Origin of the sequence: Romboutsia sedimentorum (assembly GCF_030131845.1) — a bacterium.
GTDB classification, from domain to species: Bacteria; Bacillota; Clostridia; order Peptostreptococcales; family Peptostreptococcaceae; genus Romboutsia_D; species Romboutsia_D sedimentorum.
On sequence record NZ_JASKYM010000001.1, the window covers coordinates 311,353 to 325,954 of the forward strand.

Consider the following 14,602-nt stretch of genomic DNA (forward strand, 5'->3'; position numbering starts at 1 on the left):
CAGGTGAATCAAATAAAAACCCCCTTATCTTAGTCACAATAATCACCACTAGCGATTTGTGTGCCTACTATAAGAGGGTTTTAGTATAAATTATATAGTTTTAAGCAACTTTACTTGCATCTTCTTTATTTTTCTTATTAGAACTTATACTTAGACCTATTAGTACTGCTAATATACCAACAAGTACAGCTGTAAGACCCATTCCACCTACAAACTCTTGTACCTTACCTAGGAATATACCAGCTACACCAAAATCGCCATCTGAGAATGTTGAGTTTGCTATACCTAAGTTACCAAGTACAGGAAGCAATGCTACTGGTAATAATGATATTATTATACCATTTAAAAATGAACCTATTATCGCTCCTCTTCTACCACCAGTTGAGTTTGCAAATACTGCTGATGTAGCTCCTGTGAAGAAGTGAGGTACTACACCTGGTATTATTATAGTAAGTCCCATAACTCCAAGTGCTAACATTGAAACTATACCACCAACAAATGAACTTATAAATCCTATTAAAACTGCATTTGGAGCATAAGGAAATACTATTGGACAGTCTAGTGCTGGTTTTGAATTAGGTACTAACTTTGTAGCTATACCTTTAAATGCAGGTACTATTTCATTTAAAACTAATCTAACACCATTTTGTATTAATATAAATCCTGCTGCAAATGTTAAGGCTTGTATCATTGAGTATACTATAAAGTTTTTACCATCAGATAAATTAGTTTCTATAAATTTACTACCTGCAACTAATGCTACTACTATATATAAAGTTAACATAGTTATAGATATTGATACTGCTGAGTCTCTTAAGAAGCTTAAAGACTTTGGAACTTTCATTTCTTCAGTAGATTTAGATCCTTTACCTACTAATTTTCCAACTACTGCTGCAAATGCATATCCTATTGATGAGAAATGACCAAGTGCTACTGCATCACTTTTAGTTATTCCTTTCATAAAAGGCTGACATATTGCAGGAGATAATACCATTATAAGTCCTAATGCAAGAGAACCGGTAAATATTAAATGAACTCCACTCATTCCACCTGAAACTAATATAACAGCTATCATACATGCCATAAATAAAGTATGATGTCCAGTTAAGAATATATACTTAAACTTAGTAACTCTTGCTATAAATATGTTAAATACCATACCGAAAGTCATTATAAGTGCTGTTGTTGTACCAAATTCATCCATAGCCATAGCAACTACAGCTTCATTATTAGGTATAACACCTTTTACATTAAATCCATATTCAAACATTTTCCCAAAAGGCTCTAATGCCCCAACTATAATTCCTGCTGCAGCTGAGATTACAACAAATCCAACCATAGCTTTAAGTGTACCTTTTATTATATCCTCTATAGGTTTCTTTTGAAGTAACAATCCTATTAAAACCATGATTCCTATTAAAACTGCAGGTTCAGACACAAAGTCTACGATTACTTTTAAAATTCCATTCATTTTTTAATCTCCCATCTATGTTTTATAATAAGTTATTAATTTTCATTTATTAGCAACCTAATTTTTCTTGTAACTTAACTTTTAATTCATCTTTATCAAATAAAGCATCTAATATTATTAAGTTTGGTAAGTGAGAAGCACTATCTTCTAAATCTCTAGCTGTTATAAATATATCTGCTTGATCTGCTGTTGCATCAGCTAATGAACTATGAGTTACTTCACATCCGCTTATTCCTAATTCATTTAATACTTCATTTGCATTCATTTCTACCATAAAACTTGATCCTAATCCTGATCCACAAACTGCCATTATTCTTTTCATATTACATTACCTCCATGATTTCTTCTTCATTATTTGAATTTAATATTTTATTTAATTTATCCTCATCCATACAAACACCAGCTACACTTTGCATTAATTTAAGATGTGAAGTACTATCTGTTGCACTTAATGTCATAAATAATCGTACTTCTTTTCCTAAAAAATCAACTGGCTCATTTAATTTAAGTACACATAATTCTGTTTTTATAGCTCCATCTTCTGGTCTTGCATGTGGCATTGCTATTTTAGGTGCTATGCAAAAGTATGGTCCAAATTCTTCTATTTTGTTCATTATTGCATCAAAGTAAGATTTTTTTATATATCCCTTTTCTTCTAAGCTATCACATGATATTTTTATAGCTTCTTTATAATCTTTAACTCTGTCTTTAACTTTAACTATCATTGCTTTCCCCCATTGTTTGACTTTATGAATGTTTTTTTATTATATCTAGGACTACTTTTTTATCTGTAGCATTTATTATATTTTCTATATTTTCTTTTTTTGATAAAATCTGATTTAAGGATGCAAGTGCATTTAAATGGGATTGCTTATCCTTTGGCGCTAAGGTTATAAATAATCTAGCTTTATGTCTTTCATTTTGAGAAAACTTTATTTCTTCTTTAAAAGTTGTAAGACTAATTCCCAATTTGTTTACCCCATCCTCTGGTCTTGCATGTGGCATTGCTACATTTGGTGCTAATATTATGTATGGACCTAAGTTTTCAATGCTTTTTATCATTGCTTTTGTATAATCATCATTTATTCTACCTAAGTCTTTAAGGCTTTTAGCACTGATTTGTATTGCTTCTTTCCAATCACTTGCGCTTTGGTTTAAGCTTATATTTTCTTCTTTTAAAATATCGCTTAAAGTCAATTTATAATTTTCTACTTTTTCCCTAGCTGATATTAATATGCTTTTTATTTCTTCTTTTAATTTTTCTTTATTGTTAATAGTTGTATGTTTCTCTACACTACTCATTATTTTCTTTAATAGTTGTTGTTCTAGGTTAAATTTAGATTGTGTATTTGATATTTGTGATATTAAGTTTTGCTTGTCCAAATCTGTGAGTATTGGATTTACCTTTATTACTTTTGTATTTCCTTCACTTATATCTACAGTGCTTATTGCAAAATCATAAGCTTTGTCATATTGTTTAAAAGCTGATAATGATAACACATCATTAATTTCTATTAAGTCAAATAATTGTTCTATTTGATTTTTTAAAAGTTGAGATGTTGCCATTCCTGAGTTACACACTATAATTATCTTAGGTATTTTTATTTCAACTCCCATTTTAGTTGTGTATCCACCAAAGTACATTGCTATATAAGCTAGTTCATCATCATTTAAAAACATCCCTAATGCCTCTTCTATATGCTTTATAACTTGTTTTGTAAATTGATATATAGGTTTATACTTTTCTTTAACCTCATCTTTTATAAAGTTTGGATAATAAATTCCATATCTAACTTTAAACAGAGTTGGCATTAAATGCTCAAATATATTCATAGAAAGCTTTTCATAATCATCAATTGATATACAAGATATTTTTTCAAATTCTTTAACCATCATTTTTATAGGTCCAATATACTTTTGTGCTAATTTTTCATTTAAAAATAACTCTCTAATTTGTTTATCTTTTGTTAGAAATGTTTGTATGTAATATACTTCATTTTCATGTATATCAACTTTAAGTTCCTTTTTTATAATTTCAAGCAAAATCTTAGCTTCTTTGTTGCTATTATTATTTTCAAAGAACTCTTTGTCTTCTTTATATAAGAAATTACTATCATTATTTTTATTGTAGTAATATTTATAAAAGCTAGCTAAATACATTAAAATATAATTTATAGAGCTATGTTTGAGTATATTGTTTTCTTGTTTTTCTATTGTTGATTTTATAGAATTATACTCATTTAGGAATTCATATTCATCAAATAAATAATTATATTCATTGTATAAATTTAAAAATAAATATCTTCTATTATTTACTTTGCCTTCTATTTTGTAGCCACTTGATGAAGTAAGTTCTAAGTTGTATTTGTTTATGTAATTTCTTACATACTTTATATCTCCTAGTATGGTATTTCTGCTTACTTCTAATTTGTCACAAAGCTTTTCTATAGTTAGTTTTTCTTTGAGAATTAACAAATCTATTATTATCTTTATATATCTTTCTTTTGGTGAGAGTATATAATCTTCTTTTGAAACCCTTAATAATTTTTTTGCTTCTTCTTTATCTATTGGACCTAAATAATACCCTAAGCTTCTAATGTTGTTTAAGTTTATATTTTTACTTTCTAGATAATCTTGCAACTTAACTATGTCATAATATGTAGTTCTCTTTGATATACCTAATATTTTTGATATTTCTTCTGTACTTATATAGTCGGTTTTTGTCAATATTTCTAATATATTTTGCAATCGTTTATTTATATACATTTTGTTTGCCTTTCTTGATTTAAGTATACTACCTTTTCATTTTGCACAGAAGATTAAAAATAGTCAATTTATTTGTGCAACTTTTTAGACTGCTACTTTTAAAACAGTTATTTGTTTTATAACTTTGTAAGGGTCAAAGTGGGATTTAGGCTTAATATTTTTTTGATTTATAAGATTTTGTTGTAAAAAAAAAGCTTGAACATAAAGTTCAAACTTTTTAGTCTGCTTATTTAAAACAATTTTTCCGTAAAATCTTTTTTACAAGCATTTCTTATACTAACAAACACTTCTTCGTTCTGTGTGAACAACTCATACATTTCTTCAAACTCCGGTATGTCATATCCATGTGAATCATCATTTCTTAATTTTCTAAGCGTCTCCACAACTATAGAAGAGTTTGCAGGTAATAATATAGCATCGCTTTTGTTAATTGCCATACATCTCCCTCCAATTTAAAATATCTATTACATCACTATTTTCAACATAGAAATTATTTAGATAATGTTTAAAATCTCTACATTCATAAATAATATCGCCTTCAAAAATAGCTTTTCTAAGTTCTATTGTATAATTTTCTGTAACAATTTTTAAGTCAATCTCAATATCAAGCACACTTCTTAGAGCCTGTGTTTTAATTGCAAGTTCTGTAATCGGTACTTTTTTATTAGGAATCCACGCTATATCTATATCACTTCCTAAAATCTGTCTATCTGTACCATAACTACCAAATACTATAATGGCTAGAGTACTTTCTTTTGGAAATACATTTACTATTGATTGTTTAACTTCCTCTGGTATGTTTCTCATTTAAACACCTCTTATTTATTAGATGATATTTTTAAATAGTTCTAATCTTTTTATATCTTAGATTATATAATTAAATTCAACACAAAAAATTCATTACGATTAACTTATGATAAAATGTAATTCTCTCTCTCAATCATAATTAGTCATACAAATATTAACATAGAAGAAAGAGAAAGTATACTGAAATATCTATCGCAAGGAATATCAATAAAATAATATGCGTGTTTATAAAGTATAAATAGTTTATATATTAACTTTGATAACATTATTACTAATATGTTCTAAAAACTTGTTAAAGTCGTCTCCTGATATATTAAATGTTTCTGTATTTATAGCAGGATGAAAATTAAGGTTTTTACCATCTAATAATTCACTATCTATCAATAACTCCACTTTGCTATTAATATCATTTATAACACTAAATGGATTTACACTTCCAGGTGTTACCTTTAACAGTTCATACAGCTTATCAGGTGAATCAAATGAAAGCCTAGTACTTCCTATTTGTGCTTTTATATCCTTTAAGTTTACTGCTTTATCGTGTTTTGCTACTAGGAGATAATTTGTGCTTTTGTTTGAGTTTTTTAGAAATAAGTTTTTACAGTGATAACCTGGCATATCTTTAGTTACATCGTAAAACTCTTCTGCTGTAAATACTTCTTTGTGTTTTAATGTTTTGTATTTTATATTTAGTTCATCTAGTTTTATGTATATATCTTTTTTCATTTGTATTACCCCCGTCTAAACGTTTTGTGTATATATAATTTTATATTAATTTTGAAAAATATAAAAGCCCCTTATCTTAATCACAATCATCACCACTGTTGGATTATTTTTATGTATCTAGTATAATCAAATTAATTATTTTGTTCTAACCAACTCACTTCCTCTTTTTATTGACTTTTTATCCATTATAATACATAATATTACTTTGAAAGTTCAAGTATTATAAAGGATGTCAAAATCTTTATTATCATAATTTATAATTTTAGGAGATTAGTATGGAAAATATTTATTATTTTTTTAGAAATAATGCAACCAAAAGTAATTTTGTTGCCTTTGGACCGTGGCATTTACTTTTATTATTTATAGCTTTAATAGGAACTTTGCTTTTATTTAAATACAAGCTTCCCAATAAAAATCTAGAGCTATTTATCGGATATATTTTAATTTTTCAACAAGTTATCTTATTTGCGTGGTATTTAATAAGCAATTATAATTTCATCAAAGAAGGATTGCCATTGTATCACTGTAGAATAGCCATCATATCTGTTTCTATAGGATTAATTACAAATAAAAAATCACTCATGAAAATCGGTTCTTATTTAGGTATATTCGGTTCAATATCGGCCCTTTTATTCCCGAGTATGGATCCCTTTATATTCCCTCATATAACTCAATTATCTTTCTTTATCGGTCATTTGTTTTTATTATGGGGTTCTATATATATATTATTTATAAGAAAAATAGGAATGACATCAAAAGACTTTAAAAATGGATTAGTATTTGTTAGTACTTATCATATATTAATGTTTATGTTAAATAAAACAATAGGCTCTAATTATGCATATATGAGTTCATCTCCTATTGGCGTTGGTAATGGATTACCCCCTTTACTATATGCTTTAGTGGTAATTACAATATTTAATATAGTATTAAGTATTGAATATATTATCATTAATGCTAATGATAGTAGTGAAAAGTCAACAAGTGTATTAGAGTTGGTTAATTAGGATATAGAAGTTAAAATTTCACGACTAGTTTTATATAATAAAAATAAAAGATTATTTTAGGTTTACCCCAAAATAATCTTTTATTTATTAGCTAGCTATCTTACTTTGATTTTTTCTCTTGTTTGACTTAGTCATTTGTTTCTTTGTTCTATAGTCTATAGCTCTATCCATATTGACCTTAAAATCTAAATCTGTCTTACTCATTCTTTTTATGAAAAAATTTTCAACTTTATAACATATCTTTTTATATATATTCATGTCTTATCTCCCTTTACTACATTATGCTTTTTTTAGCTACAAAATAACGTCTTAATATCCATCCTATAGAAGCAACACTGCTAAATCCAACGGCTCCATCTCTAGCTTCTTTATCTGCAACAGCTTCACCTTTTTTATATTCCTGTAAGTACATACTTTCAGCACGTTCAAGACCCTTTGGAACATTTTTTTCATTTCTAGAATAACCATCATCATAGCCTAATTTTTTTACACGTTTTATATCCTCAATCGCCTTATCAAATCCTTGTTTATGCCATTGATTATATTTATCTCTTTGGTAACCTGGTGAATTATATTGACTGTTTGTAAACGCATCATTATATCCTTTATCTTCATAAGTCTTTGATAATATATCTTGTCCGCTTTTATAAGATTTTTCGTATTCTAATTTAAATTCTTCATCTTCCTTCGGTATATCTAGATTTTGTTTATCAGCTTTACCATCTTCTAGTCCAAGAGTTCTGTATTTCTCTGTTTTAATATTTTTGTATTCTATAATACCTTTTTCGTATCCATAATTGTATGCTGTTTTTAACTCTTCATTAGTGTAATTGCTTAAATTTATTTTAGAACCTGTCAAACCTAATTCATATCCCTTTGTATTTAATTCTTCTTTTTCTTTTTCTAATTTTTCCCTACCTTGTGTATATCCTTCATCATATCTTGATTGATATAATTCACTATAACTTCCTGAGTAATAAGAACTACTTGTCTTCCCTAGATAAGCATCATTGTACCCTGAGTTGTATCCTTTAGATTTAACCTCTTCTTGTTCTTGCTCTTGTGCTTTCTTTTGTTGTGCTTCATGGTCTACGCTTGATGAACTACTTCCTCCATCACTATTTGTAGTTGTTCCAGAGTATGGACATCCATTTGTATGTAAATGAGGTCCATATCCATGATGATAATGATAGCTTCCAAGACCTGATTTATTCTTATTATCTCTATGCCCTCCACTTGAGTCTGTTCTACCACTGTGTGCATCTACTGGCGAAACACTAGTCATTAAGGCTAATGATAATACCATTATTATTTTTGCTAATTTGTTGTTTTTATTACTCAATGTTGCTCCTCCATAAATTATGTATTGTACTAATATCTAATAAAAAGTTTTATTTTAAAGTTAAAAGTGTAAATAGGTTTATTTTTTATGTAATTTTATAATGTTTAACCTTGTATTTTTTAATTTATTAAATTCAGCTTTTTTATAATAACCTAAACATCTTGTCGAATTCTGTAATATTTTGCGATTATTGTAAATTATTGTATAAATAAGGACGCCTTAATAATTAAGACGCCCTTTCAATTTACCTACATTCCAAATGCACCGATCTTAGTAACAGCTACATAAATTTTAGATATAGCATACCAAGTTGCAAAATCTACTACTCCAGTTTGTGTCATTCTAAAAATCTCTTGGAATTTGATAACGCTATTTCTAGTACCTTGACCAAATATTCCGTCTTCTGCAATCTTCGGTAGCGCAGGATAAGCATTTGATATAGCATTTAATTGATTTTGTATAATTCTTACATTTTCTCCGCTAGATCCTACCTGTAGTGAGTACCCAGGATAAGAAGATGGAACTCCTTGTATCTGATCAGTACCTTGTAAACCTATATCATATCCATAATAATATTTTAAAATATCTAGAAACATATATCCTTGGTCGCCTAAATATTTACTTCCCCATTGAGTCATTTTACCTGGGCACTGAGTATTTACTCCATCACAATATTGAGCAAGAAGAGGTTGTTTAGCACCTTTTGGTCTTTGTATATAAACATTAAATATATTATCAACAACAACGTTTATAGTATCAAATATATTCCTATTATATATAAACTTATGATCATATTGCGTACTAGATGTAATAGTAAAATCATATCCCATATTTCTATACCACTCAGTATAAACTCTATTTAATGTAAAAGATACTATAGCTATTATATTCGCATATAAAGTTTGAGTCGGCCATGTAGCATATATTTCAGAACTTGCAACATTTTTTATATAGTCTCTAAAAGGTATCCAGTAGTTAGGTGCATTTCTATCACTTGGCAAACCGTCATGAACTATTATAAATTCAGGAACAACAACTCTAGAAATTACAAATGGACCTAACTTTATAGAAGGCTCAAATATTTTAGGTGGATAATTCCCATACAACGTATTATCTCCTATTACATATACTCCTTTATTTAAAGAACTAATTGAGCTTACCAAAGACATCGAAATATTTTGAATAGCTTCTATAAATGGAAGTATTTGAACTCCTTCTATAACAATAGTTTCATATCCATCTTTTGAGATTTGTAACAAATAAGTACTATATGCCCTTGGAGAATTCGGAACTAGAGAATACATTAAGTCAGGAGCATCTAAAGGTATTTTTTTTACTTGACCAGATGAGTTTGTAACTAGGTTTTTATAAATATGTTTACTTTTTTCACATTCATCTTTTGGAATTGTGCATATATTAATTTTTGCACCTTTTATAGGAAAATTAGTGTTTTCATCAATTACTTTAATTGTTAACAATCCTTTATTCAAAATATATCCCCCCTATATAAAATCATTCCTTCTATTGTATGAAATAGGGGATTTAATTGTACATAGAAGTTTTATTTGCTAAAGTAAAACAATCATCTCTTGAACCTATAAAACAAGAATGAAATTGCTAAACTAATTAAACCAAATATAACCCCTAATGCTAAAAAACAAGTTAAATACAAGTTATATTTTAAAAATATTGATTGTAATACCGATAAATTAATTTTTAATACTGTACATATCAACGAGATAAACATCGTAGTTATAAATATACATATTAGCCCAGAACTAGAGTTTTTTAAATCTGCTTTACTCAAAGACATATGTGTACTTATAGAATACATTATGAATACAAAAATCCAAAATCTAAAACTTGTTAAATTAGATATACTAAAGACCATATTAAATAACAGCTTACAATTCTGTTGTAAAAGTAAATATATATCTTGAAGATTATTTGTATTAATTAAGTCTATATACTCTGAAATGTTTAACTTTAAAAACATCTCTGGAAGTAATAGCCTAAAGCTAATACTTATTGCTACTGTTCCAAATATCATAGGAGCTATCCCAATAAAAAAGTTACCTATTCTTTGATATAAACTTCTCTTGTTATATCTATGTTCTACAAAGCCTAGCACACCATCAATTTTAGCTGCCCTTGGTCTAAATAATTCAACTTCTACTATTTTGTGCCCAAATATTAAGGCCATCAAGTAGTGACTTAATTCATGCACAGTTGTTCCTATAACACCCGTAATTAAGATACTATTGAATCCAAATGTTTTTTGAATATAACTAGAGTTTTTTTTCTCTATAAAGTTATAAATCATACCAAACAGCACAAATATTCCTATCATGGATATGGTTAATATAAAAGTAGTTTTTATAGTTTCTAATATCATCGATTAATCCTTTCTTCTATTTATTTAACATTCTTATTATACACTATCACAATTAAAAATAAATGCATTTGCCGGCGCCTAACTGTTGTCAGTTTTTTGTATCCATACACTTGCATTATTAATCCACATTTATTGTTTTTTCCAAATATTGTATGATACTATTATTTTATAACAATCACAACTAACTGGGCATCATTAGTATCTTTATAATAAATATATGGAGGATTAACATGAACAAAAATACAAAATATGTAATCTATGTAGGAATGTTTTCAGCTTTGTGTACAGTCGCAACATTTATAAAAGTACCATTTGGAAATGGTGCTATGGTACATTTAGGTAGTGCAATGATATTTACATTATCCATTTTATTTGGTGGGAAATACTCTGCCCCTGCTGGTGCGATAGGTTCTGCTTTCTTTGATTTGTTATTAGGATTTTCGCCTTATACATTATGGTCTTTTCTTATAAAAGGAATTGCTGGTGCTTTGGCAGGAAGTATATCTCATTACAATGGAAATAAAGGAAAGAATTTAATTTTAAATATATTTGCTTTGATTATAGCCTCTTTATGGACTTTAGTTGGGTATATTGGTGCTTGGACTGTAGTTATAGGAAGTTATCAAGCTGCACTTTTAAACATTCCAAGTTCTTTGATGAGTTCAGCAATGGGTATGATTATTGCACTTCCTCTTAGCATGGTACTTAGAAAAGCACTTAGTAAATCTGGTCATTTAGATTTAGATGCTCAAACGTATAATTAAAACTTAATTTTAAATATAATTAAATACAAACTACTATATTATATGAAAATTGCACTTTTTTTATTAAAAGTGTATTTTTTTATTTTAAATTTTAAGTAATATTTATATGCATACTTTAATGATTTGGTTTACCCCCATAAGTATTTTTTCACCTTTTTATTAAAGAACATCCTCTAACATCCGTACAAAGTAATAGTACAATGATTTTATTCTTTGCATAAAATAGTACCTATTAAATATATTTAAATTTTTCTTTCTTTTTAATTATAAGAAGTTCTAATTATACATTTTGCATTAATTATACAATTCATCAAAATAACCTATAATTTTCCAAATTTTGTAAATTATGATTTACATTTTTTTAATTTAATATTAGACTCTAATTACATGGGGGTATGTAATTGTTAATAAAAACACTATTGCATATTGTAGAGTTAGTTCTCATAAGCAAAAGGATAACCTATTAAGACAAGTTGATAATGTTAAAACCTATATGTATTCAAAAGGTTATCAGTTTGAGGTGATTACACATATAGGAAGTGGAATTAACTATAATAAAAAGGGATTAAATCAACTAATAGATATGGTTACTAATTCAGAAGTTGATAAAGGAGTTGATAGAAGATGATACTAGCCAAGAAAGTTAGATTATATCCAAGTCAACTTCAAGAACAAAAATTATGGCAATCAGTTGGAACATCAAGGTTTATTTATAATTGGACACTTGCAAAACAAGAAGAAAATTATAAAAAAGGTGGTAAATTTATTTCTGATAGCGAACTAAGAAAAGAGATAACCCAACTAAAGAAAACTGAATTAGTATGGTTAAATGAAATTTCTAATAATGTGGCAAAACAATCAGTAAAAGATGCTTGTGATAGTTATAAGAGATTTTTCAAAGGACTATCTGACAAACCAAAATTTAAGAGTAGAAGAAAAAGTAAGAAATCCTTCTACAACGATAACGGTAAACTAAAAGTTAAAGAAGAAAACTTAGTTAATATTGAAAAAGTTGGTTGGATAAAAACTAATGAGCAACTCCCTATTGGAGTTAAGTATAGTAATCCTCGTATATCATATGACAACAAGTATTGGTATATATCAGTAGGAATAGAGCAAGAGGAAGTTCAAGAAGAATTAACAGATGTATCTCTAGGAATAGATTTGGGTATTAAAGACTTAGCAATCTGTTCTGATAACAAGGTTTATAAAAATATTAACAAAACTTATATAGTTAGAAAAATAGAGAAGAAACTTCGTAGGTTGCAACGTCAAGTTTCTCGTAAATATGAAAATAATAAAAAAGGAAAGGAGTATGTCAAAACTAGCAACATTATAAAATTTGAAAAGCAGATACAACTAATGCACAGACGACTTGCAAATATTAGAAATAACTATCTTCATCAAACTACAACAAATATAGTGAAAACCAAACCATACAGAGTTGTAATAGAAGATTTAGCAGTTTCTAATATGATGAAAAAAGCTATTGCAAAACAAGGTTTCTATGAATTTAGGCGACAACTTGAATACAAGTGTAAATTCAGAGGAATTGAGTTAGTAGTTGTAGATAGATTTTATCCATCATCAAAGACTTGCAGTTGTTGTGGAGAGATTAAAAAGAATTTAAAACTTAAAGATAGATTATATAACTGTAGTTGTGGATTATCTATTGATAGAGATTTAAATGCAAGTCTTAATCTATCTAAATATAAATTAGCATAATATCACCAACAAGATAATGCTAATGTGTAGGATGCGTTGTATCCGAATTTACGACTGTGGAGTATTATATCAAATCACAGTAGCTTGTTGTAGTTTGACTTGCAAAATGAGATACGTTGAAACAGTAATTAAACATACTTTATAAAGTTTTATAAGGTTTTGGCAACGGTGATTAATTATGACATTTGGGGAAAGATTTAAAAAATTAAGAATTGAAAAAGGTCTAAAGCAACAAGAATTAGCAGACGATTTCAATAAAACATTCAAACATACTGTTACAAAATCATCGATATCACAATACGAACACAATAAAAAAAGCCCAGAAATAAAAGCACTTAAAAAGTTCGCATTATATTTTGATGTATCTATAGATTATTTACTTGGAGTAAGTAACTGTAGACATGTAAATATCGAGAGATTAGAATGCAACTGGCAAAAGGAAATTTTATACTATATGAAATGCTTCTTTTTAAACCATACTGTTGATAGACATACTAAAGATGCTTTTTTTAAAGAAATAACTAATATATATTTTGATTCTTTAAAATCGTCCAATTTAAAGTATTAATATATTAAACAGGGTGCTATAAATACAAACTAAAGACTATATCAGGATAAAACACACTAAAATGCATCCTGATACAGTCTTTTTATATTATAATTTTGTTATTTTATTTTTTAAATATCTTTTTTATTTAGTTCCTCTGTTTTTCCAAATATTAATGAAATAGCCTTATCATCCGTTTTTATTTTCCATTTTTTATCAACTTTAGATAAGTTTATTGTTCCTTTTCTAGTCTCTACCTTAGCAGTCTTAACTTTCTCTAAAATACTTTGGCTAACCTCATCTTCTTTTAATTCTTTTCCACTAAACATATTTGATAAATTTTCTTGTAGTATCTCTACTACTATATTTGATAAATTAAATCCTTTTAACTCTACTTCAACTGTAGCATTATCACCATCTATTTTTTCAGATAATACTTTTGCATCTATGTTTGACATAAATATTTTCATAGCTTCATTCATTTTAGGATCTTCTTTAGCCTTTTCCTCTTTTTTATCTGTGTTTTCTTTTATTGTATCTGAGATATAATTAGTTACATCTGCATTTTCACCTGTTTTTATTTCACTAAAGTATGACTCAACAACGTCACTTGGACTTTTCCCACTACATCCTGTTAGTATAGCCATTGATAAAATTACCATTATTATTAATTTAAGTTTATTTTTCATATCTTACCCCTCTTATTCTAGCTTAAAATTTTCACTTCATAATTTCAACCTAATATTGTCTTTAACCTTAACTATTTAGTTTCAAACCAGTCAGTAGTTATAACTAAATTTTCTGCGCCTTCTTCATATGGTGTTAATTTAACCTTTTGCTTAGCTCCTGGAGCAAAGTTTTCTAAATATATAATATCATCAGCTATTACAACCCCCTCTTTATCTTTATATTGAACCTTATATGATAATGACTTGAAATCTAATTTTGAAGTGTTCTCTACAATAGTTGTAAATTTTATGTCTCCAAATTCTCCAGTAGATTTTTCAAGTGTCATTTCACGACCTAATTTATCAGCAAATGTTTGAGCTTCA

General features: G+C 27.6%; 17 protein-coding genes and 1 pseudogene. 5 read left to right on the top strand and 13 right to left on the bottom strand.

Going from position 1 to position 14,602, the window contains the following annotated elements; translation table 11 throughout:
- Nucleotides 1–100: 100 nt before the first annotated feature.
- The 7 genes from QOZ84_RS01565 to QOZ84_RS01595 form a co-directional block, all read right to left on the bottom strand.
- Nucleotides 101–1,471: a PTS ascorbate transporter subunit IIC gene (locus tag QOZ84_RS01565; protein WP_284131203.1), complete on the bottom strand. Its 1,371-nt coding sequence runs from the start codon at nucleotides 1,469–1,471 to the stop codon at nucleotides 101–103.
- Between the two features lie 49 nt (nucleotides 1,472–1,520).
- Entirely contained in the window at nucleotides 1,521–1,793 is a 273-nt protein-coding gene (locus QOZ84_RS01570) for a PTS sugar transporter subunit IIB (protein ID WP_284131204.1), read from the bottom strand.
- Between the two features lies 1 nt (nucleotide 1,794).
- Nucleotides 1,795–2,196 carry a PTS sugar transporter subunit IIA gene (locus QOZ84_RS01575; protein ID WP_284131205.1) on the bottom strand — a complete coding sequence of 134 codons (402 nt, stop codon included), beginning with the start codon at nucleotides 2,194–2,196 and terminating at the stop codon, nucleotides 1,795–1,797.
- A 22-nt stretch (nucleotides 2,197–2,218) separates the two neighbouring features.
- A complete protein-coding gene (locus QOZ84_RS01580) occupies nucleotides 2,219–4,237 on the bottom strand; it encodes a BglG family transcription antiterminator (RefSeq protein WP_284131206.1) in 2,019 nt (672 codons plus the stop codon).
- Between the two features lie 230 nt (nucleotides 4,238–4,467).
- On the bottom strand, nucleotides 4,468–4,674 hold the full coding sequence (locus tag QOZ84_RS01585) for an oligo-1,6-glucosidase (protein ID WP_284131207.1): 207 nt from the start codon (nucleotides 4,672–4,674) through the stop codon (nucleotides 4,468–4,470).
- The gene (locus QOZ84_RS01590; protein WP_284131208.1) at nucleotides 4,664–5,044 is read right to left on the bottom strand and encodes a nucleotidyltransferase domain-containing protein; all 381 of its coding nucleotides are present in this window, start codon (nucleotides 5,042–5,044) and stop codon (nucleotides 4,664–4,666) included. Before QOZ84_RS01590 ends, QOZ84_RS01585 begins: the two co-directional genes overlap by 11 nt.
- A gap of 243 nt (nucleotides 5,045–5,287) precedes the next feature.
- A complete protein-coding gene (locus tag QOZ84_RS01595; protein ID WP_284131209.1) occupies nucleotides 5,288–5,770 on the bottom strand; it encodes a prolyl-tRNA synthetase associated domain-containing protein in 483 nt (160 codons plus the stop codon).
- A 275-nt stretch (nucleotides 5,771–6,045) separates the two neighbouring features.
- On the opposite strand from QOZ84_RS01595, the gene QOZ84_RS01600 reads away from it, so the two are divergent.
- Entirely contained in the window at nucleotides 6,046–6,777 is a 732-nt protein-coding gene (locus QOZ84_RS01600; protein WP_284131210.1) for a YwaF family protein, read from the top strand.
- An 87-nt stretch (nucleotides 6,778–6,864) separates the two neighbouring features.
- Here the strand turns inward: QOZ84_RS01600 and QOZ84_RS01605 are convergent, their stop codons facing one another.
- The 4 genes from QOZ84_RS01605 to QOZ84_RS01620 all read right to left on the bottom strand — a co-directional run bounded on the left by QOZ84_RS01605 (nucleotide 6,865) and on the right by QOZ84_RS01620 (nucleotide 10,514).
- Entirely contained in the window at nucleotides 6,865–7,035 is a 171-nt protein-coding gene (locus QOZ84_RS01605; RefSeq protein WP_284131211.1) for a hypothetical protein, read from the bottom strand.
- Nucleotides 7,036–7,051: 16 nt separating this feature from the next.
- Nucleotides 7,052–8,119, bottom strand: a complete 1,068-nt coding sequence (locus QOZ84_RS16575; RefSeq protein WP_331496499.1) for a YHYH domain-containing protein — start codon at nucleotides 8,117–8,119, stop codon at nucleotides 7,052–7,054.
- Between the two features lie 248 nt (nucleotides 8,120–8,367).
- The gene (locus QOZ84_RS01615) at nucleotides 8,368–9,609 is read right to left on the bottom strand and encodes a peptidoglycan-binding protein (protein WP_284131212.1); all 1,242 of its coding nucleotides are present in this window, start codon (nucleotides 9,607–9,609) and stop codon (nucleotides 8,368–8,370) included.
- Nucleotides 9,610–9,701: 92 nt separating this feature from the next.
- Entirely contained in the window at nucleotides 9,702–10,514 is an 813-nt protein-coding gene (locus QOZ84_RS01620; protein WP_284131213.1) for a hypothetical protein, read from the bottom strand.
- 230 nt (nucleotides 10,515–10,744) lie between these two features.
- Between QOZ84_RS01620 and QOZ84_RS01625 the strand changes: the two genes are divergently transcribed.
- The 4 genes and pseudogenes from QOZ84_RS01625 (at nucleotide 10,745) to QOZ84_RS01640 (ending at nucleotide 13,571) form a co-directional block, all read left to right on the top strand.
- Nucleotides 10,745–11,278 (top strand): ECF transporter S component, encoded by a 534-nt coding sequence (locus tag QOZ84_RS01625; RefSeq protein WP_284131214.1) that lies wholly within the window; start codon nucleotides 10,745–10,747, stop codon nucleotides 11,276–11,278.
- A 397-nt stretch (nucleotides 11,279–11,675) separates the two neighbouring features.
- A pseudogene (locus QOZ84_RS01630) lies at nucleotides 11,676–11,894 on the top strand (recombinase family protein); the annotation flags it as partial.
- 8 nt (nucleotides 11,895–11,902) lie between these two features.
- Complete coding sequence (locus QOZ84_RS01635) at nucleotides 11,903–13,003, top strand: RNA-guided endonuclease InsQ/TnpB family protein (RefSeq protein ID WP_284131215.1); 1,101 nt, start codon at nucleotides 11,903–11,905, stop codon at nucleotides 13,001–13,003.
- 178 nt (nucleotides 13,004–13,181) lie between these two features.
- The gene (locus QOZ84_RS01640) at nucleotides 13,182–13,571 is read left to right on the top strand and encodes a helix-turn-helix domain-containing protein (protein ID WP_284131216.1); all 390 of its coding nucleotides are present in this window, start codon (nucleotides 13,182–13,184) and stop codon (nucleotides 13,569–13,571) included.
- Between the two features lie 110 nt (nucleotides 13,572–13,681).
- Here the strand turns inward: QOZ84_RS01640 and QOZ84_RS01645 are convergent, their stop codons facing one another.
- Entirely contained in the window at nucleotides 13,682–14,239 is a 558-nt protein-coding gene (locus tag QOZ84_RS01645; protein ID WP_284131217.1) for a DUF4878 domain-containing protein, read from the bottom strand.
- 71 nt (nucleotides 14,240–14,310) lie between these two features.
- On the bottom strand, nucleotides 14,311–14,565 hold the full coding sequence (locus QOZ84_RS01650) for a hypothetical protein (RefSeq protein ID WP_284131218.1): 255 nt from the start codon (nucleotides 14,563–14,565) through the stop codon (nucleotides 14,311–14,313).
- Nucleotides 14,566–14,602: the final 37 nt, after the last annotated feature.

Excerpts from the sequence above, each read along its gene's own strand:
- QOZ84_RS01565 (WP_284131203.1), bottom strand. The coding sequence starts at position 1,471 with ATGAATGGAATTTTAAAAGTAATCGTAGACTTTGTGTCTGAACCTGCA.
- QOZ84_RS01570 (WP_284131204.1), bottom strand. The coding sequence starts at position 1,793 with ATGAAAAGAATAATGGCAGTTTGTGGATCAGGATTAGGATCAAGTTTT.
- QOZ84_RS01575 (WP_284131205.1), bottom strand. The coding sequence starts at position 2,196 with ATGATAGTTAAAGTTAAAGACAGAGTTAAAGATTATAAAGAAGCTATA.
- QOZ84_RS01580 (WP_284131206.1), bottom strand. The coding sequence starts at position 4,237 with ATGTATATAAATAAACGATTGCAAAATATATTAGAAATATTGACAAAA.
- QOZ84_RS01585 (WP_284131207.1), bottom strand. The coding sequence starts at position 4,674 with ATGGCAATTAACAAAAGCGATGCTATATTATTACCTGCAAACTCTTCT.
- QOZ84_RS01590 (WP_284131208.1), bottom strand. The coding sequence starts at position 5,044 with ATGAGAAACATACCAGAGGAAGTTAAACAATCAATAGTAAATGTATTT.
- QOZ84_RS01595 (WP_284131209.1), bottom strand. The coding sequence starts at position 5,770 with ATGAAAAAAGATATATACATAAAACTAGATGAACTAAATATAAAATAC.
- QOZ84_RS01600 (WP_284131210.1), top strand. The coding sequence starts at position 6,046 with ATGGAAAATATTTATTATTTTTTTAGAAATAATGCAACCAAAAGTAAT.
- QOZ84_RS01605 (WP_284131211.1), bottom strand. The coding sequence starts at position 7,035 with ATGAATATATATAAAAAGATATGTTATAAAGTTGAAAATTTTTTCATA.
- QOZ84_RS01620 (WP_284131213.1), bottom strand. The coding sequence starts at position 10,514 with ATGATATTAGAAACTATAAAAACTACTTTTATATTAACCATATCCATG.
- QOZ84_RS01625 (WP_284131214.1), top strand. The coding sequence starts at position 10,745 with ATGAACAAAAATACAAAATATGTAATCTATGTAGGAATGTTTTCAGCT.
- QOZ84_RS01635 (WP_284131215.1), top strand. The coding sequence starts at position 11,903 with ATGATACTAGCCAAGAAAGTTAGATTATATCCAAGTCAACTTCAAGAA.
- QOZ84_RS01640 (WP_284131216.1), top strand. The coding sequence starts at position 13,182 with ATGACATTTGGGGAAAGATTTAAAAAATTAAGAATTGAAAAAGGTCTA.
- QOZ84_RS01645 (WP_284131217.1), bottom strand. The coding sequence starts at position 14,239 with ATGAAAAATAAACTTAAATTAATAATAATGGTAATTTTATCAATGGCT.
- QOZ84_RS01650 (WP_284131218.1), bottom strand. The coding sequence starts at position 14,565 with ATGACACTTGAAAAATCTACTGGAGAATTTGGAGACATAAAATTTACA.